Raw genomic sequence first — 25383 nt, 5'->3', positions numbered from 1 at the left:
TCACCCCTGGTGGCGCCCGGGGCTCATCGGTTGGTGGGTGGCGGTGCTGTTCATGGTCGGCTCGGCCGCGTTCACGCTGGGCTCGTTCCCCCCTTACAGTGACGCGGTCTCGGCGAGCGAGGTCGCGATGACGTACTTCGTGGGTTCGTTCTTCTTCACCTCGGCCGGTTACCTGCAGTTCGTGCAGACGATCAACGCCGCCCCCGTGGGGGCTGCCCGTCGTCGTCATCGCCTGCTCGCCTGGCAGCCCCATCGCATCGACTGGTGGGCGGCCGGCGTGCAGTCGGTCGGGACCTTGGCGTTCAACCGCAGCACCTTCAACGCGATGGACGCTGCGCTCAGCACGCAGCAGCAAGAACGGCTCGTTCGGGATCGCGTTCATGGTCGCGAGCACCCTCGCCTGGATCGAGGTCTGCGACGGATGGTGGGGCTGGCACCCGGGGGACACGCCGTGGCGGATCGTGGCGCTCAACCTGCTCGGTTCGATCGCATTCCTCGTCTCGGCCGTCGCTGCGTTCATCCAGCCCTCGACCGGCGAGATCCTCAGCCTCCCGCTCGCGAATCTCGGCACGTTCGCGGGGGCGGTCTGCTTATTCCTCGGCGCCCTGCTGCTGATCCCCGAGCTCAGCGACGCCTGACTTCATCACGTCGAGTCGTAGCCCACGCCTTGGATCCACCTCAGCGGGTCAGCAATCTCATTCCTATCGGGTTTCGCCTGTGCGTTCACGCAGCTTCTCGGCAGGCGTACCGCGGCGACGAGCGAAGGCGGGTAGGGCTAGCTGGGCTCACCCCGGGCGCGTGACGTCCCGGCACGAGGCTGTCGTCGTAATCCAGCGACGACGTGGCCTGTCGGACTCGGCGCTCGGACCCGTAGGCGAGGCTCATCGCCGCGGTGCCAGCGGCTCCCGCGACGACGCTGCGCACCGGCCACGGGATGTCTCGGGATCTCGTCGCGGCCACCGTCACGCCTCCTTGTCGTCCGCGGCATCGGTGAGCGCGACCGCTGCCGCGATCAGGGTCAGGTGGGTGAACGCCTGTGGGAAGTTCCCGATCAGGCGTTCGTGCTCCTGGTCGTACTCCTCCGCGAACAATCCCAGATCGTTCTGCAACGAGAGCAAGCGGTCGAACAGCGCTCTCGCCTCATCGAGTCGCCCGAGCATCGCGAGATCGATCACGAGCCAGAAGCTGCACGCGAGGAACGCGCCCTCCCCGGGAGGCAACCCGTCGGCTGCGTCCTCGTCGGGGATGTAGCGCATCACGAACCCGTCGCGCACGAGCTCTCGCTGGATCGCGTCGACAGTGCCCGCCACCCGAGGGTCCGACGGAGGAAGGAACCCAACCTGGGGGATCAACAGCAAGGCGGCGTCGAGCTGGCTCGACCCGTAGTACTGGGTGAAGGTGTTCCGCTCGGCGTCGAAGCCCTCTTGGCAGACCTCGTCGTGGATCTCGTCGCGCATGCGTCGGAGCCTGTCGAGCGGCCGCTCGACGCCGGATTCCTCGAGGATCTTCACCAGACGGTCAGCGGCGACCCAGGCCATCACCTTCGAGTGCACGAACTGGCGCCGCGGGCCGCGCACCTCCCAGATGCCGTCGTCGGGATCACGCCAGTGTTCCTCGAGCCACTCGATCACACCCCGCGCGGGGTCAAGCGCCTCGGGTGCCGGCGCCATGCCGAGCTGGCGGGCCCGATAGATCGCGTCGGTGAGCTCTCCGTAGACGTCGAGTTGCAGCTGCCCCGACGCGGCGTTCCCGACCCGCACCGGGGCGGAACCCTCATACCCGGGGAGCCAGTCGAGCTCGTACTCCTCGAGCCGGCGTTCTCCCGCGACGCCGTACATGATCTGCAGGTCCTCGGGATCGCCCGCGACCGCGCGGACCATCCAGTCGCGCCACTTCGTCGCTTCGTCCACGTACCCGGCGGCCATCAAGGCATCGAGCGTCAGCGCCGCATCTCTGATCCAGCAGAACCGGTAGTCCCAGTTCCGCACCCCTCCGAGGAACTCCGGGAGCGAGGTCGTGGGGGCGGCCACGACGCCCCCCGTCGGCTCGTACGTGAGCGCCTTCAGCGTGATGAGGGAACGCTCGACCTCGTCCTTCCATCCGCCCTCGTAGGTGGACCGGCTCGACCACTCACGCCACCATCGGTCGGTTTCGTCGACGGCCTCGAGCGGGTCGATCGGCGCCGGTGCATCTTGCCACGACGAGTGCCACGTGAGCACGAACCCCACGCGCTCTCCTTCGTTCGCGACGAAGCTCGCGTTGAGACCGTGATCCGCGATCGCGACTGGGGCATCGGCCCTCAGCTCCATCGCCTCGGGGCCGGCACCCGCGTTCACCACGGAGCCCGATCCGTGGATCCACGGCCTGGTCTTGCCGTAGTCGAACCTCGGCACGCATCTCGAGACGATCGGCACGGAGCCTCTCAACCCCTCCACGAGCCGGACGAGCCGCGGATGTTCCTGTCGCGCTGGCATGCAGTCGACGATCCGAACGGCCCCATCGCGGGTCTCGAACTCCGTCTCGAGCACCAATGTCCCGGGCCGATACCGGCGCGACGTGGCGACGACCTCCCCGCTCGGGGCGAGGATCCACGACCCGTGTTCCTCGGTGCCCAGCAGGCTCGCGAAACACGCTGCGGAGTCAAACCGGGGCAGGCACAGCCAGTCCACCGAGCCGTCACGTCCCACGAGCGCGACGGTGTGCGTGTCTCCGATCAGCGCATAGTCCTCGATGCGAAGTGCCATCAGGTCCCTCCCGTTCGGCCGGCTTCGTTCGACCCTGCGGTCTCATGCGCCCTGGTTCCCGGCATCGTGGCAGCGCCGGATCGAAGGCTCATCAGCCCGTTCGGATGATTACCCCCCGGCGATGACGGTGTCGCCGGAGAGATGCCGTCTCGCACGAGACCTGAGATTCTCACTCCTGGTGGATGACGCGCCCACGGTGGCGTGCAACCGAAAGGGGGCTCTGGTGAGCGATACCGACGTCGAGCTCGGCCCGATCGACTATCTCGTCGTGGAGTGGCCGGCTGGGAAGCAACCGAGCGGGGAGGGACTGCCGATCATCGTCGATCTGGTCGATCGTGGCGTGATCCGCCTCCTCGACCTCGCCTTCGTGCGGAAGGACGATGACGGCTCCGTCATCGCCGTGGACCTGAGCGACTTCGGTGAAGGTCCGGAGCTGACGGTGTTCGAAGGGGCGTCATCCGGGCTCCTCGGGCAGGACGACTACGACGAGGCCGGTGCGGCGATCGAGCCGGGAAGCTCCGCGGCCCTGCTCGTCTACGAGAACACGTGGGCGGCCCCGTTCGCGACCGCGCTGCGGCGCAGCGGTGCGCAGCTCGTCGCGAACGGCCGTATCCCCGTGAACGCCCTCATCCAGGCGCTCGACGAACTCGAAGAGGAGGAGTGACGATGCCCGGGTTGATCAGAGGTGTCGCCCGCACCGCGGTCGTCGCGGGCACCGCGACCGCGGTCTCGAACCGCGTGTCACGGCGCCAGTACAACAAGTGGTCGCAGCAGGAACAGCCGCAGCAGGGCTACGAGCAAGCTCCGCAGGAGCAAGCTCCCCCGCCGCCCGCCCCCGCCGCGCCGTCGACCGACGACAAGCTCGCACAACTCAAGGAGCTCGGTCAGCTGAAGGACTCAGGCGTCCTCACGGACGCCGAGTTCGAAGCGCAGAAGGCGAAGATCCTCGACGGCTGAGCTCGCTCGACCGGGGGCATCCGACTTCCCCCCGTTCACCTCGATGCGTTAGCCTTCCCCGTCGGGCCGCCAATCGGATTCCGGGGGGGAGATTGGCTACGCAGGTCGCACGTCGCACCGTCGCGCACGCGCCGCTTGCGGTGCGATGGGGCCTGCTTCCTTCCAGGGTCGTGCCGCCGGTGTCGAGGGCGTCGGACGTCATGCGAGCCGACCTCGTGGCGGCGGTGGGCGCTTCGACCGCTCCGATCGTGAGCGTGATCGCCGCGAGCGGATACGGGAAGTCGACCCTCATGGCGCAGTTCGTCGACCACGACCCCCGCCCTTCCGCATGGCTGAGCCTGGGCGAGGACGCCGACGACCCTGTGGCCCTGGCGCGATACCTCGCGCTCGCGATCGACCCGGTGGCGCCGGTCGGAGAGAGCCTCACGAACGAGCTCGACGGTCTCCAACCCAGGATCCGCCTCGTGACGGCGGGGCTCGCCGCCGCGATCCGCGGGGCCGACGCCCCGTTCATCCTCGTCGTCGACGACGTTCATCTGCTCACGGATCGACGCTGCTTCGCCTTGCTGCGCAATCTCTCTGGGGAAGTAGCACCGGGATGCCTGGTCGTGTTCGTCGCCCGATCCGAGACGCCTCTCGCGCTGGGACGTGCTCGAGCCGCCGGGGAGCTTCTCGAGCTCGGGATCGACGATCTGCGCTTCACGCCTGACGACGCCGCAGATCTGCTGCGAGCGTCGGGCGCCCGCGAGATCGATGCCGAGGACGTCGCCCGCCTCACTGATCAGACGGAAGGATGGGCCGTCGGCCTGTACCTCGCCGCCCGGTCGATCGCGGCCAACCCGTCTGCCGCCCCCTCGTTCAGCGGGGACGATCGATACGTGGCCGACTACCTGCGAGAGACGATGCTCGCCGACCTGGCTCCCGAGGAGGTGGACTTCCTCGTCCGGAGTTCGGTCTTGGACGAGCTGTCCGGCGAGCTGTGCGACGCGACGCTCGCGACGACCGGGTCCGGGGCGATGCTGGAGACCCTCGAGGCCTCGAACCTGCTGGTCGTGCCGCTGGACCACCGCCGCGAACGCTTCCGCTATCACCACCTGTTCCGCGATCTGCTGCGGATGGAGTTGGAGCATCGATCGCCTGAGCTCGTGCCGGTGCTCACCGCGCGTGCGTCGGTGTGGTGCGAAGGCCAGAACCTCACGGACCAGGCCGTGGCGTACGCGATCGCTGGGCACGACGTCGATCGAGTCGGCGCCTTGATCGAGCGATACGCCCAGGCCACGTACTACGGGGGGCGGGCGAACGTGGTCCGTGCCTGGATCGAGTGGTTCGGCGACCACGGGGACCTCCGTCGACACCCTGGCGTCGCCCTGCTCGGAGCGTGGCTCCATGCGGCGGAGCAGCATCCCGTCGAGGCGGAGCGATGGATCGATGCGGTGCCGCCCTCGGATGGCATCGATGCCGCGGATCGCGAGCGCGAGGCAGCCCGGGCCCTGCTCCACGCCACGATGGGGCGGGACGGCGTCGAGCGGATGCGCGTGGACGCCGAGCGGGTCTCCTCGCTCCTCCCCGCCGCCAGTCCCTGGCGCCCCAACGCATGGTTGGTCACCGGGCTTGCCTCCCTGTGCAGCGGGGATCTGGAGTCGGCCTCGCGCGCCTTTCAACACGCCGTCGAGTTCGCGAGCCAGATGGGGATCGCGATCCCGTGGGCGCTCGCGCACGCGGAGCTCACGATCGTCGGCCTCGAGATCGGTGACGTCCTCTCCGCGGCGGCGCACGCGTCCGCCGCGAGGCGGATCGTGGAGGAAGGGAGGCTCCAGGGCTACCCGACGAGCGCGTTGACCTACGCCGTCGGTGCGAGGGTCGCGCTCGTGCAGGGCGACCCGGTCCGCGCGCGAGCGTGCGCGGAAGAGGCTGCGTCGCTGGACCCCGGTCTCACGTACGTGATGCCCGTGTTCGCCCTCCAGACCGACCTGCTCCTCGCCAGGTCAGCGATGGGGCTCGGTGACACCGCATCCGCCGAAGGCTTCCTGAGTCGCGCCGACGATGTGATCGCCCATCGGCCTCACCTCGACACGCTCGTTTCGGAGCTCGAGAGCGCTCGCGACGAGCTCGACGCGCTCCGCGCGTCGGCCGTGGGGGCACCGACGCTCACGCCCGCGGAGGCACGACTCTTGCCGCTACTGACCACCCACCTCTCCTTCCGGGAGATCGGCGGGGAGCTGTTCGTCTCGTCCCACACCGTGAAGACGCAGGCGATCTCGATCTACCGCAAGCTCGGGGTGTCCTCCAGAGGCGAGGCGGTGCGCGTCGCGCGCGAGATCGGGTTGCTCACCCCCTGACCGCTGTTTCATGCGGTCGAGGCGATGCTTCCCGGCTCCCGAAGGCCAGAGGATGTGGGCAGATCTGTGGATCGGAGGCGCGTGTGCCCGGATACCAGGACGTCCTGCGTCTCCTCGCGGTGAACGACCGCCGCCTGCTCGCCGGACTGCGTGGCGTCGACGAGGCGACGGCCGTGTGTCGGCACCTCGATCCCCGAACGACGGCGCTCGTGCGTGTCGCCTCGCTCGCCGCCGTCGGAGGGCCGGTGGAGACGTTCCGTTGGACGATCCAGGATGCCCTCGAGGCGGGTGCCGATGAGGACCAGGTGGTCGCGGTGCTCCTCGCGATCGCGCCGCTCGTCGGCGTCGCGCGCGTCGCCGCGATCGTGCCGACGGTTGCGCTGGCCCTCGACTACGACCTCGACGCCGCGCTCGAGTCGCACGACGTCTGACCGCCCAAGAACAAGAGCAGGGCCGGCCTCGCTGCGGAGGCCGGCCCTGTTGGTTCGCGCGTGACGAACTACGGTTCGGCGATGTCGCGCCCGTGCACCGTGAGCGCCCAGATCACGAAGACGTCGATCGCGATGATCGTCAGTGCCCAGAACGGGTAGTGGGGGATCCACGCGAAGTTCGCGATCGCGCTCACCGTCGCCATGATCACGCCGACCGTGCGTGCCCACACCGCGCCCGAGAAGAGCCCAAAACCGGCGAGCAGCACGATCACGCCCGCGATCAGGTGGATCCAGCCCCACGTCGTGGCGTCGAACTGCAGGACCCAGTTCGGCGTCACCGTGTAGAACTCGTCCTCCAGGATGCCGGCGATGCCGGCGATGATGTGGAACGAGCCGATCAGGATCATCATGAACGCGGCGAACATGGTGAACCCGACGGCGGCGCCGCTGCGGTTGCTAGCCATGAGTTCTCCTCCCTCTCCGGACCGCGTCGACCGCGATCACCTCTATCCGACCTCTCGATAGGCCTTCGTACATCACCCGTGTGGGATGAAAATGCCCTCGAGGTGCACGATACTCGTTGCCCCGGAAGGAAGTGGTAGCCGGGGCACGATATCTCGGCACGAGGGAGGAGCCGTGTCGTCGCTCGTCGGGGGATTCCTGGTCGTGATGGGTCTCGCGATCGCGCTGACCTGGGCTCGCGACATGCGGTCCAGCCCCGAGGTCGACCGGTCCGCCGGGCTGCTCAGGGCACGCGACCGTCGGGATGGATCGCTCTTCTTGCCGCACTGGATCGCCGAGTACTCGACCGCGATCGGGCTCGTCGTCGGCGGCATCGGCCTGATCGCCGACGTGGGGTGGGCCGAGGGCGTGTCGCTCGTTGCGCTCGGCGCCCTGACCTACACGTCGATCAACTCCCTGGGGTGGACGCTCGCGTTGCGATCGCGTCGCCCGTACGCGATCCCGATGCTGGTCGGGGCGATCGGGGGCGTCGTCTCGATCGGCGTGCTGCTCGTCACGTGACCGGGCCGTCGTCGCCTCGCTAGGCTGCGACCGGAACCACGGCGGCCGGAACCGGATGGGGGTCGATCGGAGGTGCGAGCGAACTACATCGGCGGCGAGTGGCTCGAGGGCTCGACGACCGTCGACGACGTCAACCCGTCCGACCTCTCCGACGTCGTGGACGAGTTCGCGGTCGCCGACGAGGCGCAGGTCGACACCGCGATCGATGCCGCGGTGGCTGCCGCCCCGGAGTGGGCAGCGTCGACACCGGCCGAACGGTTCACCGTGTTGGAGCGGGTGGGGCTCGAGCTCGAGGCCCGTTCACGAGAGCTCGGCGAACAGCTCTCGCGAGAGGAAGGCAAGCCGAGAGCCGAGGGCGTCGGTGAGGTCCTGCGCGCGGCGCAGCTGTTCCGCTTCTTCGCGGGCGAGGCGCTGCGCATCCCCGGCGAGCACATGCGCAGCGTTCGTCCCGGCGTCGACGTCGATGTGCTGCGCGAGCCGCTCGGCGTGGTCGGCGTCATCACCCCGTGGAACTTCCCGATCGCGATCCCCGCGTGGAAGATCGCGCCCGCGCTGGCGTACGGGTGCACCGTCGTGTTCAAGCCCGCCGAGCTGGTGCCGGCGTCGGCGTGGTCGATGGTGGAGATCTGCGCGAGGGCGGGGCTCCCGCCCGGTGTGCTCAACCTCGTGGTCGGGCCCGGTCGCGTCGTGGGCGAACGGCTCCTCCACGACCCGAGGGTTCGCGGGGTGACGTTCACGGGCTCCCAGGCGATCGGCTCACGGGTCGCCCAGGCGCTCGCCGCTCGGTTCGGGAAGGCGCAGCTCGAGATGGGCGGCAAGAACCCCCTCGTGATCCTCGACGACGCCGACCTCGACATCGCGGTGGACTGCGCTCTGCAGGGTGCCTTCTTCCAGACGGGGCAGCGGTGCACCGCCTCCTCACGGTTGATCGCGACCCAGGGCATCCACGACCGGTTCGTCGACGCCCTCGTCGAGCGGCTCCGGTCGCTGCGGGTCGGCCATGCCCTCGGCGATGACACCGACATCGGGCCGGTCGTGAGCGCCGACCAGCTCGAGCAGGACCTCGGGTACCTCGCGCTCGGGCGCGACGAGGGCGCGGAGCTGGTGCAGGGCGGCGCCCGGCTCGAGCGCGAGACCGACGGCTACTTCCTCGAGCCCGCCCTGTTCGTCTCGACGGCGAACGAGATGCGGGTGAACCGCGAGGAGATCTTCGGACCGATCGCGACGGTGATCAGAGCCGGCGATGCCGACGAAGCCCTCGCGTTGGCCAACGATACGGAGTACGGCCTCTCCGCAGGCGTGTGCACGACCTCGCTCGCGCAGGCCGTACGCTTCCGCGACGGGCTGCAGGCCGGCATCGTGACGGTGAACCTGCCCACGGCAGGCGTCGACTTCCACGTGCCCTTCGGCGGCACGAAGGGCTCGTCGAGCGGAAGCCGCGAGCAGGGCCGCTACGCGGTGGAGTTCTTCACGACGGTGAAGACGGCCTACGTGCGGCCCTGAAGGGCCCGGCGCTCAGCCCTTCCGGCCCTCGAGCGCGGCCACCTCGATCAGGTCGGCGGCCACCCGCGTGCCGTCGTGGGCGCGGATCGCCTCACCGGCCGCTCGCATGCGCCGGTGCAGATCCTCGTCACCCGCGAGCCTGCCGACCGCATCGCGGAGCTCCCGGTCCTCGAACCCGTACGTGTCGAGGCGCGCGCCGAACCCCAACTCGTCGACCCGCTGCGCGTTGTCGTACTGGTCCCAGAAGAGGGGGAGCACGATCATCGGCTTGCCGAAGTGGAACGCCTCGGTGGTCGTGTTGTTCCCGCCGTGGGTGATCACGAGGTCGCAGTGCGGGATGATCGACGTCTGCGGCACTCGCGCCTCGCCCCACATGTTGTCGGGCAGGTCGATCTCGTCGGCCCTGGGTCCCTTCGAGACGATGTAGCGGTGGGGCGTCTCCGAGAGCACCGCCACGAGTCGACGCATCAGCTCGACGTCGGCCGAGCCCAGCGAGCCGAGCGACAGGTACACGAGTGAGCCGTCGCCGTCGCTGAGCGACGCCGGCACCTCGAACGGCTCCTCCGTCTCGCGCACGCTCGACTCGAGGCGGTGCCACGTGGAGGCGAGCGGCCGCGACCGCGGGTAGTCGGCGACCGCCGGGTACACCGAGAGGTTCAGCACGTCGGACTCGTGGATGAACTCGAGGTCGGGGAGCGGCGGGGCGCCGGCGTCGATCACGAACGCGTTGTACCGGTCCCACGTCTCGCGATGCGACCGATCGTATTCCTCACGGAACGCCGCCCACTCGCCTTCGTCGTCGATCGGGTACCCGCTGAACGTCGGCGGGAGCGCCGGGTCCTTCATCTCGAGCGGGTTGCAGCTCATGATGCGGACCCACGGCGCGCCGTGGGTCATCAACGCGGGGAACGTGTTCACGTTGTCCTCGACGATCACGTCGGGTCGGGCGCGGTCGAGGATCCCCTTCAGCTGCGGCTCGCAGTAGGTGGCGCCGTCGATCAACGAGGCGAAGACGGGCTCGATGAACGTGGAGAGCTGTTCGATCGTCGGCTTGCGGAATTCGGGCGCGGTCTCGCTGATGAAGTCGATCCAGAACTGGCCGGCATCCTGCTCGTCGTCGCCCTCGGGCGGGGGGGCGAGGTCGACGAGATCCTCCTCGAACCCCAGTGGCTCGAGCTTGCCCTTCCACGATGCCTCGGCGGCGAAGACGACCCGGTGACCGCGCTGCTCGAGGATCTTGCCGATGCCGATGCAGTTGTTCGTGGGCCCGTACGCGCTCTCGGGCATGAACACGATCGTGAGCCGTTCGTCCATCTCGAGATCCCCCTTCGCTCGTTCCACCCTCCGCCGCATCATGTCTCGCGCGCAAGACGTCCCCTCCGGTGCAAAAGCGCTTGCGCATCCCTTTCAGGTGGGTTATACCATGCGCTTCACGCCGACCTTTCTCCGTACACCTTGTCGACAGGTCGGTCCGGGATATCCCTGGGGGGTGCGTCAGGATGCGTCAGCGGTTCCTTCGTCTCGCAGCGCTCATGTCGGTCGCGGTGCTCGTGCTCGCGGCCTGTGGATCTGACGAGGGGGGTGAGACGCCGCCCGTCGACGATGCGGCGACCTCGGCCGGGCCGGTCGACATCAGCGGCACCACGCTCACGGTCTCGAACTGGGACCTCTACATGCCGAAGTCGGTGATCAAGGGGTTCGAGGAGGAGACCGGGGTCAACGTCGAGTACGCGCTCCATACGACGAACGAAGACATCATGGGCAAGCTCACTGCCGCGAACGGCACGGGCTTCGACCTCGTCTTCGTGTCCGGCCCGTTCGTTCAGGCCCTGCAAGGGCTGGGGTACGCTGCCGAGCTCGACCATTCCCAGATCCCGAACCTCGCGAACCTCGACCCCGAGGCGACACAGCTCGCGTTCGACCCGGGGAACACCCACTCGGTGCCCTACACGTGGGGCACGACGGGCATCTGCTACCGAAGCGACCTCCTCTCGGAGACGCCGAGCTCCTGGGAGGCCTTCCACACGGCGGCGGCCGACACCGATCAGAAGATGACGATGCTCGGCACCGACCGCTGGTTACTGCAGCCGGCGCTGCTGAGCCTCGGGTACTCGGTCAACACGACCGACCCCGCCGAGATCGACGAGGCGAAGGCGTGGACGATGGAGGCCAAGGAGAACCTGCTCGCGTTCGACGACACGACCTTCTACTCGAAGCTCGCGTCCGGCGAGGCCAGCCTGGTGCATGCGTGGGACGGGTGGTGCGAGTACGGGCGGCTCGAGGTGAAGGACCCGGAGACCATCCAGTTCGTGATCCCCGACGAGGGCAGCGATCTCTGGGTCGACACGATGGTCGTGCTCGAGGCCTCCGAGAACAAGGCCGCCGCCCATGCGTTCATCGACTACATCCTGCGCCCGGACGTCGGGAAGTCGATCGTCGAGTTCACGTTCTACAAGATGCCGAACGCCGAGGTGATGGCCGCGGTCGACCCCGCGGTGATCGAGGACTACCCGACGCTCGCGATCTCGCCCGCCGAGCTCTTCGAGCAGGAGGTACAGACCGACCTGGGTGAGGAGGGCACGGTCCTGTGGTCGGAGGCCGCGACCGAGATCAAGGCGTGAGGCGACCGCTCCACCGGTCATGAGCACCGCGGCGGCCCCGGCCCGGCGAGCCCGCGGCCGGGTCTGGGGCCCGCGCGTCGTGCTGCTCGGGCCGGGTACGGCGTGGTGGCTCGTCTTCTTCCTGGTCCCGGTCGGGGTGCTGATCGCGTACTCGTTCTTCAGCAGGGGCCCCTACGGCGGCGTGATCTACGAGCCGACCCTGAAGAACTACGTCCGCGCCCTCGATCCGCTCTACATCGGCGTGCTGTGGACCTCCGTGCGCATCGCGTCGATCGCGACGGCGGTGGCGCTGGTGCTCGCCTTTCCGGCGGCGTTGTTCATCGCGCGGGCGTCGTCACGCTGGCGGGTGCCGCTGCTCGTGCTCGTGATCCTGCCGTTCTGGACGAGCTTCCTGATCAGGACCTACGCCTGGATGGTGCTGCTGAACCCTGCCGGCCTGATCAACAGGGTGCTGATGGGCATCGGCGTGATCGACGAGCCGCTGCCACTGCTCTACAACGAGTTCGCGGTGACGCTCGGCCTCGTCTACGCGTATCTGCCGCTGATGGTGTTGCCGATCTACGCCTCGCTCGAGCGCCTCGGGCCGCAGGCGTCGGAAGCGGCGGCCGATCTGTACGCGACCCCTGCCCAGACGCTGTGGAGGGTCACGGTCCCCCTCACGCTGCCCGGCATCGTGGCGGGGTGCATCTTCGTCTTCGTGCCGAGCCTCGGGAACTTCATCGTGCCGGACCTGCTCGGGGGCGGGCAGACAGTGATGATCGGTAACGTGATCCAACAGCAGTTCCTGACCGCGCGTGACTGGCCGTTCGGCGCCGTGCTCGCGATGTCGGTGATCGTGCTGATGTTCGTGGTGCTGGCCGTGCAGGCGCAGGTGCTCCGGCGGACGCAGGAGGTGGAACATGGCCGTCCGGCGTAGCCGCTCCCTGCGAGTGCATATGGGGCTGTTGTTCGCGTTCCTCTACCTTCCGATCGCGGTGCTCGTGTTCCTGTCGTTCAACAGCTCGGGGCTGCCCACCGTCTGGGAAGGCTTCTCCCTGCAGTGGTACCGGGACCTCGTCGGTGACGAGGAGCTGCTCGCGGCGATCAAGAACTCGTTGATCGTGGCGGGCTTCGTCACCGCGATCTCGGTCGTGCTCGGCACGCTGCTCGCGCTCGGGCTGCAGCGCACGGTGCGAAGCCGCGTCCTCGACAGCGCGCTGTTCCTGCCGGCGGTGATCCCCGATATCGTGCTCGCTATCGGGCTGCTCTCGTTCTTCAACCTGCTGCGGTTCACGCTCGGCCTGCAGACGATCGTGATCGCCCACGTGGTGTTCGACATGATCTTCGTGGCCGCGATCGTGCGGACGAGGCTCGGCTACTTCGACCGGCGGATCGAAGAGGCCGCCGCGGACCTCGGGGCGAACCCGGTCACGACGTTCCTGCTCGTGACGCTGCCGGCGATCCTGCCGGGCGTGATCGCCGGGGCGCTCGTCGCCTTCACATTGTCGATCGACGAGTTCGTGATCGCCTTCTTCAACTCGGGCCCGACGTCGATCACGTTCCCGATCAAGGTGTACTCGATGATCCGCTTCGGCGTGACGCCCGTGATCAACGCGGTGGCGGCGATCGTCATGGTGGTCTCGCTGCTGACGATCGTGGTCGCACTGCGGCTCACGCGGCCGAAAGGCGAGGTATCGACCGGTCTCGGGGTCGGCGCATGAGCCGTCCGTCGAACGGAGCCAAGCGCAGGGTCGGTATCAAGGACGTGGCGGAGGCCGCCGGTGTGTCCATCACGACGGTCTCGCACGCGCTGAGCGGCAAGGGCCGGCTCACCGAGGAGACGCGGCTGCGGGTCCGCCGCATCGCGACCGACCTCGGCTACACCCCGCACCCGGTCGCCCAGAGCCTGGCGAGCGGGCGCACCGGCATGATCGCCACGGTGGTCTCGCTGCCCGGGAACGCTCCGATCGCGTTCACGCAGATCGACTACTACGTCGCGTTGATGAACGGCGCCACACGGGCGGCGGTCGGACGCGGCTACGCGCTCGTCGTCGCTCCCTCCACCGCCGGTCCCGAGACGTGGGGCCGCCTCCCGCTCGACGGCGTGATCGTGATCGACCCGGCCGACGGAGACGCGACCCTGTCGATGCTCCGGGGCCGGGGGGCGCCGATCGTGTTCGTCGGCCGCGACCCGCACGGCGAACCGGGCGACCTCGTCGTCGAGAACGATCGGGCGGCGGCAACTCGGTCAATGCTCGACCACCTGGTGGAGGCGGGCGCCGGCAGGGTCGGCGTGATCGGCCTGCGCACGTTCGAGACCTTCTCCGAGGACGCGGTCGCCGCCTACCGCGCATGGTGCGCCGACCGCGGGGAGCGACCGTTCGTGCACACGGTCGATGCCGATTCCACGGCGTCGTCTGAGGAGCTCCGCGCCGGCGCGGCGGCGTTCCTCGAGCGCGACGACCGTCCAGACGGCGTGTTCTGCCTCTACGAGCGCCAGGCCGTGGAGCTGACCGCCGCCGCTCGCGAGGCGGGCGTGGCCCTGCCCGGCGAGCTACTCGTCGCGACGATCGCGGAGGTGGGGCTCGCGGCGTCGGCGCATCCCGGACTCACGACGCTCGAGCTCAACCAGGACCGGCTGGGTGAGGTGGCCGCGACGCTGCTGGTCGACGTGCTCGAGGGACGCCCGGTCGTCTCCGTCCGCGACGTCCCGACCTCGATCTCGGTCCGCGGTTCGACGACGCGGGTGCGCTAGGACACCCGCTGCTGCACGTATCGGCGTCGGCCGGCTCTCGTCTTGACCTGCGCGGCAGGGGAAGCGACGTTCGGCCGATTTCCCCCGCCATCGGGCCGAGGCCGCCACCGCCGACGCGGAACGGGTCAGGCCGGGTCGAGCACGATCTGCCGCACGTCGGTGCGGCCGCTCGCGAAGCCCGCGCCACAGTACGCGAGGTAGTAGCGCCACATGCGGCGGAAGCGCTCGTCGAAGCCCATCGTCGAGATGCCGGGCCACGCCGCGTCGAAGCGCTCGAGCCAGCACCCGAGCGTGCGGGCATACGAGCCGCCGAAGCCCTCGTCCTCGCGCCAGGCGAGCCGATGTCGCGCGGCGAGCTCGTGGAGCACCCGCGGCGCGGGCACCTGCCCGCCCGGGAAGATGTAGCGTCGGACGAAGTCGGGGTGCTCGTCGGACTCACGCCAATGACGGTCGGCGACCACGATCAGCTGCAGGCCGATCGATCCTCCGGAACGCACGCGCGCACGGAGCTGCCGGAAGAATGGGTTCCACAGCTGTTTGGGGATCGACTCCATCATCTCCACCGACACGATCCGGTCGTAGGAACCCTCGAGCGTCTGGAAGTCCTGCAGTCGGGCGTCGACGCGATCGACGAGCCCGTGTTCGACGACGAGCTTCTCGACGTACTCGTGTTGCTCCTTCGAGACCGTCACGATCGTGACCCGGCAGCCGAGCTCGCCGGCCAGGTACACCGCGAACCCGCCCCAGCCCGAGCCGATCTCCAGCACGTGATCGCCTTCCTGAACCCCCGTGCGGGCGGCGAGCCGCCGGTACTTCCGCCGCTGCGCGTCGGCAAGCGAATCGCCCGCGTCGAAGATGCCCGAGGAGTACGTCATCGTCTCGTCGAGCCACTCGGCGTAGAAGTCGTTGCCGAGATCGTAGTGCTGCACGATGTCGGTGAGCGGTCCGCGCGGCCGCGACGGATCTCCGAGCACTCGCCACGCCCACCGTCCGAAGCGGTGGAGCCACGCCGGCACCGGGTCGCGGTATCGCGGCTCGAGATGGAGGGCGCACAGCTCGAGGAACGCCTCGAGGTCGTCGACGTCGTAATCGCCGCGCACGTAGGCGTCGGCGAGGCCGATCGCGCCGGTCGTGGTGACGAGCCGGAGCGGCCGCCACCGATGCAGCGTGACGTGCGCGGCCGGCCCTGGATCGCGACCATCGTACAGGCGGTGCGTGCCGTCGGGGAGCGTGATCGAAGCCCGTCCCGCGCGGACACGCGCCCCGACGATGTCGAGGATGCGTCGCTCGGCGGCACCGACGAGCGCGTTCATCGCACGAGCGTACCCCGGTCCGAACCCATGCCGGAAGGCACCCGGGCCGGGCGGTTGGCGCCGTGCACCACCGTCATCGGCGAGGCGGGTGGCGCCCCTCGCCGGCGGTATGGTGCGCCCTTGCGCCACAGCTTCAGCGCCTCCCAGTGGATCCCTCCGATCACCTTCACGGTGACCAGCGGGTAGCGGAGCAGCACCGACACCAGCGAGCGCCCGGTGAGCGGCCGGCGGCGTGCACCCAGCGTAGCCACCAGCACCCGGCCGCCGGCCGCGGTCTCCCGCACCACGACGGAGACCCGCTCGTCCGGCACGCGCGTGGAGAAGTCGTACGTCGCGGCCATGTCGATGAAGGGCGAGACGAACAGCTCCTTGTCGAAGACCGTCCGCACGCTGCGCCCCCGGCCGTTGCCGGTCACGTCGCCGGGGGAGACGGGCACGAGGTAGTCGTGCCATTCCCCGAAGGTGTTCGAGACCTCGTAGAGGATCGCGCGCAGGTCGCCGTCGGGTCCATGGCAGAACCACACCGAGATCGGGTTGAACGCGTAGCCGAAGACGCGAGGGAACGTGAGGACGCGCACGGGCCCGCCCTCGATATCGACGCCCCCCTCGGCGAGCCGTCCCTCGATCCACGGGCGCAGCGGCGATCCGTCGCGCGCCCCATGGTCGACCTCGTGGAAGCTCACCGGCGCCGGCCGGTTCAACCCGAAGCCGGGCACCCGCCGGTCGAGCTCGGGCAGCTCGTCGAGGTCGGCGAGCAGGTACCAGACCCCGTACGACAGACGATGCCGACGGGGGAACGATCGCTCGTGCATCACGGTGCCGAGGTAGAGGGCGCTGTGCACGGTCATCCGACGGGAACCGGTTCGGGTTCGATCGTCGAGACGTCGGCCGGCACGCGCGGCTCGGTCGTCCACGGCGCGGGAGCTCCGAGGCTCGCGGCGACCCCCAGGCCGGCGCGCAGCCCGTCCTCGTGGAACCCGTATCCGCAGTAGCTGCCGCAGAACCATGTGCGGCGCACCCCCTGCACCGACGGCAGCGCCGACTGGGCGTCGACGGACGCCCGATCGTACTGGGGGTGGTGGTAGACGAACGATGTGATCCGATCGCGCGGTTCCTCGATCGGGTTCAGCGTGACGAACACCGGACGCTCGGTGTCGAGGTTCTGCAGCAGGTTCATCCAGTACGTAAGTGAGACGGCTCGCTCGCCCTCGAGGCTACGCTCGCGCGCCTGGTAGTTCCAGCTCGACCACGCCCGGCGTCGCTGCGGCATGGTTGCCGGGTCGTAGTGGAGCACGGCGAGGTTCTCCTGGTAGCGGAAGGCACTGAGCAGGCCCCGCTCCTCGGGTGTGGCGTCGCGGCCGAGCATCGCCAGCGCGGTATCGGCGTGCGTCGCGACGACCACGTGGTCGAAGCGCTCCGCATGTCCGTTCGGATCGCGGACGAGCACCGAGTCGGCCTCGCGCTGCACCGAGGCGATCGGCGTGGCGAGTCGGACGTCGTCGAGGCTCGCGGCGACCCGGCGCACGTACTCCCGGCTGCCGCCCGTCACCGTGCGCCACTGTGGACGGTTCCCGAGATCGAGCAGACCGTGGTTGTCGAGGAAGCCGGCCATCGTCGCCGCCGGATAGGAGAGCATCTGCCGCAGGTTCGAGGACCAGATGCACGCGACCATCGGCAGCAGGAAGTCATCGCGGAACGCCGACGAGTAGCCGGCGCGTCGGAGCCAGTCGGCCGTGGACTCGGCGGGTGCCCGCCCGATCAGGGCCTTCGCCTCGCGGCTGAACCGCACGATCTCACGGGCCATCCGCCGGTAGGACGGGCGCAACAGGTTCGACGGCTGCGCCAGCAGCCCGAGCGCACGAGCGCGGTACTCGAACGCGCCGCGGTCGGCCGAGACCGAGAACGACATGTCACTGGGCTCGGTCGCCACGCCGGTCGCCTCGAACAGGCGCACGAGGTTCGGGTAATTGCGCTCGTTGTAGACGATGAAACCGGTGTCGACGGGCACGAGGCGTCCACGGTCCTCGATCTCCACGGTGTTTGCGTGGCCCCCGAGACGATCCTCGGCTTCGAACACCGTCACCGCGTGGTGACGGGAGAGGGCCCAGGCGGCGCCCAGTCCCGAGATACCACTGCCGATCACGGCGATCTTCACGTACGACTCCTCATCCATGTCGTCCCGGCCGCCGGGGTGATCCGACCGCCGATCACGTCTTCGCGCCTGACCGAGCGTCGGATGCTTTCCGGCGGACCGGCCGGTGCACGCGGTACCCTTGGAGGTGATCCGCCACACCGCTCTTTGAGCGATACACCCCAGCGTGTCAGAGCGGTGCAGAGGTTCTGGTGCTGAACCTATGCAAAGAGCTATGCAGCACCGACGGGCCGACGTACCGGAACCGATCCGAGGAGTGAGCACATGACGTCAGCGAACGGAGCGGGCGCACCCCGCATGTCCAACGAGGCGATCCTGCACGAGCTGATGCCCCAGGTGGGCTCCGCTCTCGACCGCCACGTGGCCACCACCTCGGAGTGGATGCCGCACGACTACGTGCCCTATGAAGAGGGCCGCAACTTCATCAAGGAGCCCTGGCAGGCCGCCGACTCACGGCTCCCCGACGTGGCGCAGACGGCTCTCGAGGTCAACCTGCTCACGGAGGACAACCTTCCCTACTACCACCTCAGCCTCTGGCGCACGTTCGGCGACGAGGAGGCCTGGGGAGAGTGGGTCCGACGCTGGACGGCCGAGGAGGGCCGTCACGCGATCGTGCTGCGCGACTACCTCACGGTTACGCGTGGCGTCGACCCCACGCTGCTCGAACAGGGACGCATGGATCAGGCGCTCCGCGGCTGGTATCCGGAGTTCGCCGAACAGGGGCCGCTCGACGGGGTCGTATTCACCACGATCCAGGAGCTCGCGACCCGCATCTCCCACCGCAACACCGGTGCGAGCACCGACGACGGGTCGGCCGAGAAGCTGTGCTCGCGCGTCGCCACCGACGAGAACCTGCACTACGTCTTCTACCGCGACATGGCGGTGAGCGCGATCGAGCTCGACCCGGACGCGATGGTCGAGGCGATGCACCGCCAGATCACGAACTTCGCGATGCCCGGCGCGGGCATCCCGGGCTTCCGCGAGAAGGCCAAGGCGATGGCGCAGGCCGGCATCTACAACCTGCGCATCCATCACGACCAAGTGCTGCGGCCGATCCTCGACAAGCACTGGAAGCTCGCCGACCTGCACGGCCTCAGCGACCGCGCGAAGCGTCTGCGAGACGAGATCTATGTGTACGTCGCGAGGCTCGACCGGGTCGCGTCGAAGCTCGGCGAACCCCTCGGACCGGTGCGCGGTGACCTCTCCAGCGACCCGATCGGCACGGCCTGACCGAGACGTCTACCCGGTCGCGATCGTGTAGTCGGTCCGCGTGATCGACGTCGGCGTCGCGGCGGTCATCTTCACGTTCGAGATCACCGCGCTCGCGGCGTCGCACCCTGACAGATCGAGGCCGGATCTGGCGGCGGCATCGCTCCTCGTGGCCGTGCCGATCGGTCTGACCGAGACCGCATCGCCGGCCAGGCAGGCGACGCCCACCCGCAACACGCCCTTGCCGCGGTCGTGGGTGACCGTGAGGTCGGTCCCCGCGGCCGTGGGCAAGCCGATCCAGTTCAGCGCGAAGTCGTTCGGGATCGTCCGCGAGAGCGAGTCCGGGGCGGCACCGAGGGTCGCGTGGTCGTCGTTGGGACCCGCAGTCACCTCGTAGGCCGGCCCCTCGTCGAGGCAGTACTTCCGCGGCGTGGGTGAACAGTCGGCCAGGAACCGCAGTGCGATCGCGGCGCCGTGGTACGACTCGGCGAGGGTCGTGTGCTCGCTCTTGAACGCCTTGGCGAGCGCGGCGAGGTTGGTCGCGTTGCCCTTGCCGATCTGTTCCCAGAAGGCCTGGTAGACGGCCTCCGAGCCGTTGCGCTCGCCAGAGCCGAAGCGTTCGGCCATGGCCCGGAACACTACCCAGTACGGGTAGGGCGACTTGGTGTAGCGACCCATCGGGGTGGCGAGATCCGGCCAGAGGTAGTAGTAGCTGTCGTTCGAGGAGTCGAAGACCTCGTCTTCCATCTGGGTGGCCAGGCCCTCCACCATGACGTCGCTCGCTCTAACAGCGCCCGCGAGGGCACCGTAGCCGAACTGGATCGAGTGGTTGAACTCGTGGGCGGCGGTCGCACGCAGGGCGTCGAGCGGCGTGCCGGGGAACGGTCCGAAGTTCCGGTTCAGCACCATGCATGTGGCGACCGCGTCCCGGTCGTTCCATGGGGTCGAGGGGTTGTCGTGCGCTAGGCGTGTGCCGGCGACGTAGCCGTACAGCCCGGTGCCGAGGTTCTCGATCCGCACCGGGTAGCGCCGGCCCGGCGGGTAGCTGACCGGGTCCGGCGGCGGCTTCGCCCACCCGAACCTGCCGATCTCGGTCTTCCACGTGGTCTCGAGGGCGGTCGCGTACTGCCCGATCGACAGCGCCTGCAAGGCCGAAGCCCGGTACTGGACGTAGAAGTGCGAGGTCGACTTCGTCTGTGGGAGCGATCCGCTCGTGCCCGGGCAGGCGAACGTGCGACCGCGGAGCTCGATGCGAGCCGCGACGGCGGCCGGCGCATCGCCCAGCGCCAGGAGGCGCTCTCGAAGCCGGAGCAACGGCAGGGTGCCAGACCAGGGGGTCTCGCTCACGTAGGCCTCGGGCAGCCTCGACGGGGCGGTGAACGCCCATGTCAGATACAAGGCCCCCCGGGCCTCGGAGAGCTCACCGCGACGAACCGCTCGCTCGATCAGCTCCGGAGTCGCGGGCCGGAGCCCGGGGCGTGCCGGCGCCGCGGACGACTGCATCGCCGTCTGCGGGACCAGGCACGCTGCGACGGCGACGACGACGAGCGATGTGAACCTTCGTCGGGCGCGGACCGAGCCACGCTCGAACACGGGGGGCCTCCTTGGGATCACCGATGGTCGACGGACCGACCCATCCTACGGGCATCGCCTGCGGATCGGAGCGGAGCGGCGTCGATCGTCAGACGCCGCCGAGCACAGCCTCCGCCTCGTTGGCGCCGCGGCCCACCAGCTCGAGCGCCTTCTGCACGGCCTCGGGGGCGTCGGGGGCGAACCCGTCGGCGCCGATCGAAGTGGCCCACTCCTCGGTGACCGGGGCGCCCCCGACCATGACCTTGACCGTGTCACGCAGACCCTCGGCCTCGAGCGCCTCGATCACGACCTTCTGCTGCGGGACCGTCGTGGTGAGCAGGGCCGACAGGCCGACGATCGCGGGGCTCAGCTCCTTCACCGCATCGATGATCTTCTCGGTGGGCACGTCCTTGCCGAGGTCGTGCACCTCGAAGCCCACGGTCTTCAGCATCGCCCCGACCATGTTCTTGCCGAGGTCGTGCAGGTCGCCCTTCACCGTGGCGGTCACCACGAGCTCGCCCTTCCTCGCGCCACCCTTCGCGAGCAGCGCAGGCTCCACGATCTCGTTGCACCTCTTGAACAGCGTGGCCGAGGCGACGACCTCGGGCAGGAACACCTCGCCGCGCTTCCAGCGCTCTCCCAGCTCGAACATGGCCGCGGCCATGCCCTGTTCCAGGATGATCACGGGGTCGACTCCCTGGTCGACCAGCATCTGGGTGGCCTCGAGCGCGGGTTCCTTCTTCGCGCCCATCAGGTTCACCCGCAGGATCTCGAGCAGTTCCTCGGACATCGTCGTTCCTTTCGGGTTGCGGGGAAGCGCGCCGCGAGGCTATCCCAGGCCCGCGCAGCGCCGATAACGGGGCCCTACCGGACGTGCTCCTCCTCGAAGTCGTCGATCACCTTCTGGATCGCATCGGCAGCGCCGTCGGGCAGTGGGTGGGCCTCGTGCTCGGCGATCAGGCGCTTCGCCTCGTCGGTCGCCTTCTGCTTCGGGACCGGGCGACCCTCTGCCTCCCACTCCTCCCAGGAGTTGCGGCTGAAGTACTTCGAGGGCCAGACGTCGTGCATGCGCTCGAGCGTGTGCTCCTGATCGAGGAAGTGCTGCCCCGGCCCGACCGCGTCGATCACCTCGACGGCGAGCTCCTCGGGGGCGGTCGACCGCACCCCTTCGGCCGTCGAGGCGACGAGATCGAACAGCTCGGCGTCGAGCACGAGCTGGGCGTGGCTGAACACGCGGGCAGCGTAGAGCAGGCCAGCGCCGGAGAACAGGTCGACACCGGAGATCCAGCTCGCGAAACCGCTCAGCGCGTTCTCGGCCCCGGCCTGCCAGTCCGCGGACTTCGAGCCACTCGCGAACGTGCCGATCATCGACTTCAGCCCGTAGCTGCGCGCGAGCTGCGCGTTGCCCATCTGGAAGACGAGGTCCTCGGGACCACCGCAGAGCGCGGCGCCCGATCGCATGTCCATCGTGGTCGCGCACGACCCGAAGAACGTGCGGGCGCCCGGGGCGAGCAGCTGCAACGAGATCACGCCGGCGAGCACCTCGGCGTTGGAGATCACGAGCGTGCCGGCCCGGCTGATCGGCGCCGTCGCGGCGAGGATCGGCATCACCATGAACCCGCACGGCACGCCGGCGTTCGCGAACTCGACCGCCGCCTCGAGCGGCCCGCCGTCGTAGACGAGCGGGGACACCGAACACTGGAACGCGCTCACGATCGGACGTTCACGCAGGTCGATCTCGCCGCCGGCCGCGATCGTGGCCATCTCGACGACCGCGCGGGCCTGCTCGGGCGTGACCGCCGTCATCATGCAGACGTGCTTGCCGGTGTTGTGCAGGTTGGCCTGGAAGTTGTTCAGCGGCTCGATCGGCACCGGGAACTCGCGCGCCGATGCCGGCTGCCAGATGTAGCCGACCTGCGGCAGGGCGTCGCCGATCCGCGTGGCCGTCTCGCAGTCGCTCTTGTTCGAGGCTCGGCGCTCGTCGGTCTCGAGGTCGAGCACCTCGGCGGCGTTACCGTCGACCCCCAGGTAACCCCGCGTGCCATCGAGCGTGAGATCGAGCCCGGGCTCGCGTGAGGACAGCGGCAGGTTGAGCGGCACCTGGGCGAGCGCGCCGAGCGACACGTCTCTGGGGAAGCGTGCCCGCCCGATCGACTCGTCGATCACGGCGCCGGCCTTGCCGAGTTCCTTCAGCATCCGCTCGGATCGCACCTCGATGCCGGTCCGACCGAGTACCTCGAGGCTCGCCTCACGGATGTCCTCGAGCTCCTGCTCGCTCAGGATGTCGATGCGTCGCGTGTGCTCGATATGGCGGATCGTGCGGCCGGCCATGGTGGGCATGCCTTTCGTCCAGAGATCGCCCGGGACCGTACCCGCGTTCTGGGAGGTGGTCCAGCGTCGCCCCGACCGCGGGTCAAGACTGGCTTCACTTCCGGCACAGGCGTTCCTGCAGGTGAGGACGGTCGCGGCAGGTAAGCTCGCCGGCATGTCGGCGGCGGAGGTGAACGGCGGTCGCACCGCGGTGGCGTCGTGGCTGCGCGCGGCGCCGAGGCACGAGCTGCTCCCGCCGCGCCGGCGCGAGACGACCACGTCCGAGCCCGGGGCTGAGCCGCTCGATCAGCTGGATCTCGGCCCCGGCCGAGCCCTCGTGATCGCGGGGGTCGAACGAGGGTTCGCCGTCGTCCCCGTCGCCGGCGCCGATCGGTCGCCCAGGCGCGCCGCGGCCGGCGACGGCGCGTTCGCAGCGATCCTCCAGACGATGCGACGGGAACGCTCCGACGGCGCCTTCCGGGGCGAGGCGTTCGGCACGGGGCTCGACGGCGAGGGGGACGACGAGGTCGCGATCGACGTGGACCAGTCCAACGACTCGGTGGTCGTCGGCGGGTCGGCGGTGGTGAAGCTGTTCCCCCTCACGTCCCCGGGCCCGCAGCCGGGCCTCGAACTGCCCGTGCACCTCGCCGCCGTCGGGTTCCCCCACCTGCCCACACCGCTCGGGGCGCTGCGGTGGCGGTCGCCGGCGGGCGAGGAGGTCGTGCTCGCGACGGCGGCCTCGTTCCTTCCCGCGGCCCGTGACGGCTGGGACTGGTACCTTGCGCGGCTGCTCGGGTGGCTCGACGGCGTTGTCGACGAGGAGGCAGCATTCGGGCCCGCGGCGACGCTCGGGCGCATCGGTGCGGGAATGCACATCGCATTCGCGACGGCGTCCGACGTCGTGCCGCACCCCGTCGCCGCGGCCGACGCGTCGACCGCCGATGCCTGGCGGCGAGCAGCCCTGGCCGTCGCCGACGAGGCCATCGCGCTCACCCACGGCGATGAGGGCGCCCGGCTCGCGGCGCGTGCCGATGCGATCCGTGCCGAGGTGGACCGGCTCGGCGAGGCGACGGGCGCCGTCACGACCAGGATCCACGGCGACTTCCACGTCGGACAGGTGCTCGAGTGGCGGGACGGCTACGCCGTCACCGACTTCGACGGGAACCCGATGGCCCCGCCGGCCGAGCGGGGCGCACCCGATACGCCGGTGCGCGACGTCGCCGCGTTCGTGCGGTCGATCGATCACCTCGGGCGGGTCGCGTCGACGCGGCGACCCGGTTACGATGGCGCTGTCGCGTCGTGGATCGAGGCGAGCCGGCGAGGGTTCCTCGACGCGTACCACGGCGAGCTCGACGATCGCGGGATGCCGCAGCTGTTCGACGAGCGCCTGTTGAGACCGCTCGAGGTCGCGCAGGAATGCCACGAGTACGTGTACGCGGCCAGGTTCCTGCCACGGTGGCGATACGTGCCGGACCTGGCGATCAGGGCGATGTTCCCGCAGGAGACCCCGTGAACCCGCAGGCGTTCCTGCGCGACCTCGAGCGCAAGCCCGAGATGCTGCGCGCCCTCGCCGACTCCCTCGATGCCGCCGAGCTCTGGCCGAGGCGGCGTCCGGAGCGGATCGTGATGATCGGCATGGGATCGTCGAGGTTCGCGGCGGGCGTCGCCGCGACGAGGATGCGTGCCGCCGGCGTCGATGCGGTCGGCGAGTACGCGTCGCTCGAGGTCGGGACGCCGCCCGGCGACGGCGTGCTCGCCATCGGAATCTCCGCCAGCGGGGCCACCGAGGAGACGATCGAGGCGCTCGCGAGGCACGGGGGTTCGAGCACGACCGTTGCGCTCACGAACCGGTCCGGCTCGGCGATCGAGCGGGCCGCCGACGCCGTCGTGCCGATGCTCGCGGGCGACGAGGACGGCGGGGTGGCGTGCCGGTCGTTCCAACACACGCTCGCCCTGCTGCTGGCTCTCGAGGCCTCGACGGCCGGGGGCGGCGACGTCGCCGGCGCGGTGCGCCGGGCCGCCGAGGCGAGCGAGGACCTGCTCGAGCGCCGGGATACGTGGCTGCCCGGGGTGGGCGACCTGCTCGCAGAGGGGCCCGCGACGTTCACGATCGCGCCGGCTGAGCGGCTCTCCTCGGCGGAACAAGGCGCGCTCATGCTCCGTGAGGGACCCCGCCGCACCGCCGGCGCGTGCGAGGCGGGGGACTGGCTGCACGTCGACGTGTACCTCACGAAGCCGCTGGACTACCGGGCGTTGCTCTTCGCCGGCTCGCGTTCCGACCCGGCGATCATCGCCTGGATGCGCGATCGAGGCTCCCGGGTCGTCGCCGTCGGCGGCGACGTCGACGGGGTGGACCGCACCGTGCGGTACCGCCACGACGGCAACCCCGACGCGGCGCTGCTCACCGAGGTCCTCGTGGCCGAGCTCGTCGCGGCGCGGTGGTGGCTCGCGCAGGACGCGCAGGCGTAGGCTCGC

General features: G+C 69.6%; 23 protein-coding genes. 14 read left to right on the top strand and 9 right to left on the bottom strand.

Annotation, left to right across the window (positions count from 1 at the left end; all coding sequences use genetic code 11):
- Positions 1-380: 380 nt before the first annotated feature.
- A complete protein-coding gene (locus VFI59_08205) occupies positions 381-638 on the top strand; it encodes a hypothetical protein (protein ID HET6713677.1) in 258 nt (85 codons plus the stop codon).
- Between the two features lie 324 nt (positions 639-962).
- On the opposite strand, the gene VFI59_08200 is transcribed toward VFI59_08205, so the two are convergent.
- Positions 963-2744, bottom strand: a complete 1782-nt coding sequence (locus VFI59_08200) for a glycoside hydrolase family 15 protein (protein HET6713676.1) — start codon at positions 2742-2744, stop codon at positions 963-965.
- A gap of 223 nt (positions 2745-2967) precedes the next feature.
- Here VFI59_08200 and VFI59_08195 point away from each other — a divergent pair, with 223 nt between their 5' ends.
- From VFI59_08195 to VFI59_08180, 4 genes are all read left to right on the top strand, one after another.
- Positions 2968-3408, top strand: coding sequence for a DUF6325 family protein (locus VFI59_08195; protein ID HET6713675.1), 441 nt, complete (start codon positions 2968-2970; stop codon positions 3406-3408).
- A gap of 2 nt (positions 3409-3410) precedes the next feature.
- Positions 3411-3701: an SHOCT domain-containing protein gene (locus tag VFI59_08190; GenBank protein ID HET6713674.1), complete on the top strand. Its 291-nt coding sequence runs from the start codon at positions 3411-3413 to the stop codon at positions 3699-3701.
- A gap of 200 nt (positions 3702-3901) precedes the next feature.
- A complete protein-coding gene (locus VFI59_08185) occupies positions 3902-6040 on the top strand; it encodes a LuxR C-terminal-related transcriptional regulator (GenBank protein ID HET6713673.1) in 2139 nt (712 codons plus the stop codon).
- Positions 6041-6123: 83 nt separating this feature from the next.
- Complete coding sequence (locus VFI59_08180) at positions 6124-6471, top strand: carboxymuconolactone decarboxylase family protein (GenBank protein ID HET6713672.1); 348 nt, start codon at positions 6124-6126, stop codon at positions 6469-6471.
- Positions 6472-6539: 68 nt separating this feature from the next.
- Here the strand turns inward: VFI59_08180 and VFI59_08175 are convergent, their stop codons facing one another.
- Entirely contained in the window at positions 6540-6935 is a 396-nt protein-coding gene (locus VFI59_08175; GenBank protein ID HET6713671.1) for a hypothetical protein, read from the bottom strand.
- A gap of 172 nt (positions 6936-7107) precedes the next feature.
- On the opposite strand from VFI59_08175, the gene VFI59_08170 reads away from it, so the two are divergent.
- Both VFI59_08170 and VFI59_08165 read left to right on the top strand, forming a co-directional pair.
- A complete protein-coding gene (locus VFI59_08170) occupies positions 7108-7494 on the top strand; it encodes a hypothetical protein (GenBank protein HET6713670.1) in 387 nt (128 codons plus the stop codon).
- Between the two features lie 72 nt (positions 7495-7566).
- Positions 7567-8997: an aldehyde dehydrogenase family protein gene (locus VFI59_08165; GenBank protein ID HET6713669.1), complete on the top strand. Its 1431-nt coding sequence runs from the start codon at positions 7567-7569 to the stop codon at positions 8995-8997.
- Positions 8998-9009: 12 nt separating this feature from the next.
- Here VFI59_08165 and VFI59_08160 read toward each other — a convergent pair whose 3' ends face one another.
- Entirely contained in the window at positions 9010-10311 is a 1302-nt protein-coding gene (locus tag VFI59_08160) for a nucleotide disphospho-sugar-binding domain-containing protein (protein HET6713668.1), read from the bottom strand.
- Positions 10312-10496: 185 nt separating this feature from the next.
- On the opposite strand from VFI59_08160, the gene VFI59_08155 reads away from it, so the two are divergent.
- The 4 genes from VFI59_08155 to VFI59_08140 are packed head-to-tail and all read left to right on the top strand — an operon-like array spanning position 10497 to position 14352.
- Positions 10497-11618: a spermidine/putrescine ABC transporter substrate-binding protein gene (locus tag VFI59_08155; GenBank protein ID HET6713667.1), complete on the top strand. Its 1122-nt coding sequence runs from the start codon at positions 10497-10499 to the stop codon at positions 11616-11618.
- A 19-nt stretch (positions 11619-11637) separates the two neighbouring features.
- The gene (locus VFI59_08150; GenBank protein ID HET6713666.1) at positions 11638-12534 is read left to right on the top strand and encodes an ABC transporter permease; all 897 of its coding nucleotides are present in this window, start codon (positions 11638-11640) and stop codon (positions 12532-12534) included.
- Positions 12518-13318, top strand: a complete 801-nt coding sequence (locus VFI59_08145) for an ABC transporter permease (protein HET6713665.1) — start codon at positions 12518-12520, stop codon at positions 13316-13318. The genes VFI59_08150 and VFI59_08145 overlap by 17 nt, the downstream gene beginning before the upstream one ends.
- Positions 13315-14352 carry a LacI family DNA-binding transcriptional regulator gene (locus VFI59_08140; GenBank protein ID HET6713664.1) on the top strand — a complete coding sequence of 346 codons (1038 nt, stop codon included), beginning with the start codon at positions 13315-13317 and terminating at the stop codon, positions 14350-14352. Before VFI59_08145 ends, VFI59_08140 begins: the two co-directional genes overlap by 4 nt.
- Before the next feature lie 125 nt (positions 14353-14477).
- On the opposite strand, the gene VFI59_08135 is transcribed toward VFI59_08140, so the two are convergent.
- Genes VFI59_08135 through VFI59_08125 form a run of 3 tightly spaced genes read right to left on the bottom strand, consistent with a single transcriptional unit; the run spans position 14478 to position 17820 of the window.
- Positions 14478-15665: a cyclopropane-fatty-acyl-phospholipid synthase family protein gene (locus tag VFI59_08135; protein HET6713663.1), complete on the bottom strand. Its 1188-nt coding sequence runs from the start codon at positions 15663-15665 to the stop codon at positions 14478-14480.
- Positions 15662-16513, bottom strand: coding sequence for a DUF1365 domain-containing protein (locus VFI59_08130; GenBank protein HET6713662.1), 852 nt, complete (start codon positions 16511-16513; stop codon positions 15662-15664). The genes VFI59_08135 and VFI59_08130 overlap by 4 nt, the downstream gene beginning before the upstream one ends.
- Positions 16510-17820 carry an FAD-dependent oxidoreductase gene (locus tag VFI59_08125; protein HET6713661.1) on the bottom strand — a complete coding sequence of 437 codons (1311 nt, stop codon included), beginning with the start codon at positions 17818-17820 and terminating at the stop codon, positions 16510-16512. The genes VFI59_08130 and VFI59_08125 overlap by 4 nt, the downstream gene beginning before the upstream one ends.
- A 261-nt stretch (positions 17821-18081) precedes the next feature.
- Between VFI59_08125 and VFI59_08120 the strand changes: the two genes are divergently transcribed.
- Entirely contained in the window at positions 18082-19047 is a 966-nt protein-coding gene (locus VFI59_08120) for an acyl-ACP desaturase (GenBank protein HET6713660.1), read from the top strand.
- A gap of 9 nt (positions 19048-19056) precedes the next feature.
- Here VFI59_08120 and VFI59_08115 read toward each other — a convergent pair whose 3' ends face one another.
- The 3 genes from VFI59_08115 to VFI59_08105 form a co-directional block, all read right to left on the bottom strand.
- Positions 19057-20619: a hypothetical protein gene (locus VFI59_08115; protein HET6713659.1), complete on the bottom strand. Its 1563-nt coding sequence runs from the start codon at positions 20617-20619 to the stop codon at positions 19057-19059.
- 88 nt (positions 20620-20707) lie between these two features.
- Positions 20708-21388 carry a B12-binding domain-containing protein gene (locus VFI59_08110; protein HET6713658.1) on the bottom strand — a complete coding sequence of 227 codons (681 nt, stop codon included), beginning with the start codon at positions 21386-21388 and terminating at the stop codon, positions 20708-20710.
- A gap of 74 nt (positions 21389-21462) precedes the next feature.
- Positions 21463-22938 (bottom strand): trimethylamine methyltransferase family protein, encoded by a 1476-nt coding sequence (locus VFI59_08105; protein HET6713657.1) that lies wholly within the window; start codon positions 22936-22938, stop codon positions 21463-21465.
- A 145-nt stretch (positions 22939-23083) separates the two neighbouring features.
- Between VFI59_08105 and VFI59_08100 the strand changes: the two genes are divergently transcribed.
- Positions 23084-24421, top strand: a complete 1338-nt coding sequence (locus tag VFI59_08100; protein HET6713656.1) for a hypothetical protein — start codon at positions 23084-23086, stop codon at positions 24419-24421.
- Positions 24418-25377 carry an SIS domain-containing protein gene (locus VFI59_08095; protein HET6713655.1) on the top strand — a complete coding sequence of 320 codons (960 nt, stop codon included), beginning with the start codon at positions 24418-24420 and terminating at the stop codon, positions 25375-25377. The genes VFI59_08100 and VFI59_08095 overlap by 4 nt, the downstream gene beginning before the upstream one ends.
- The last annotated feature ends 6 nt before the right edge of the window (positions 25378-25383 follow it).

This window comes from Actinomycetota bacterium, assembly GCA_035697485.1.
In the GTDB taxonomy this organism is placed as follows: domain Bacteria; phylum Actinomycetota; class UBA4738; order UBA4738; family HRBIN12; genus JAOUEA01.
This window is presented reverse-complemented; position numbering and strand designations above follow the sequence as displayed.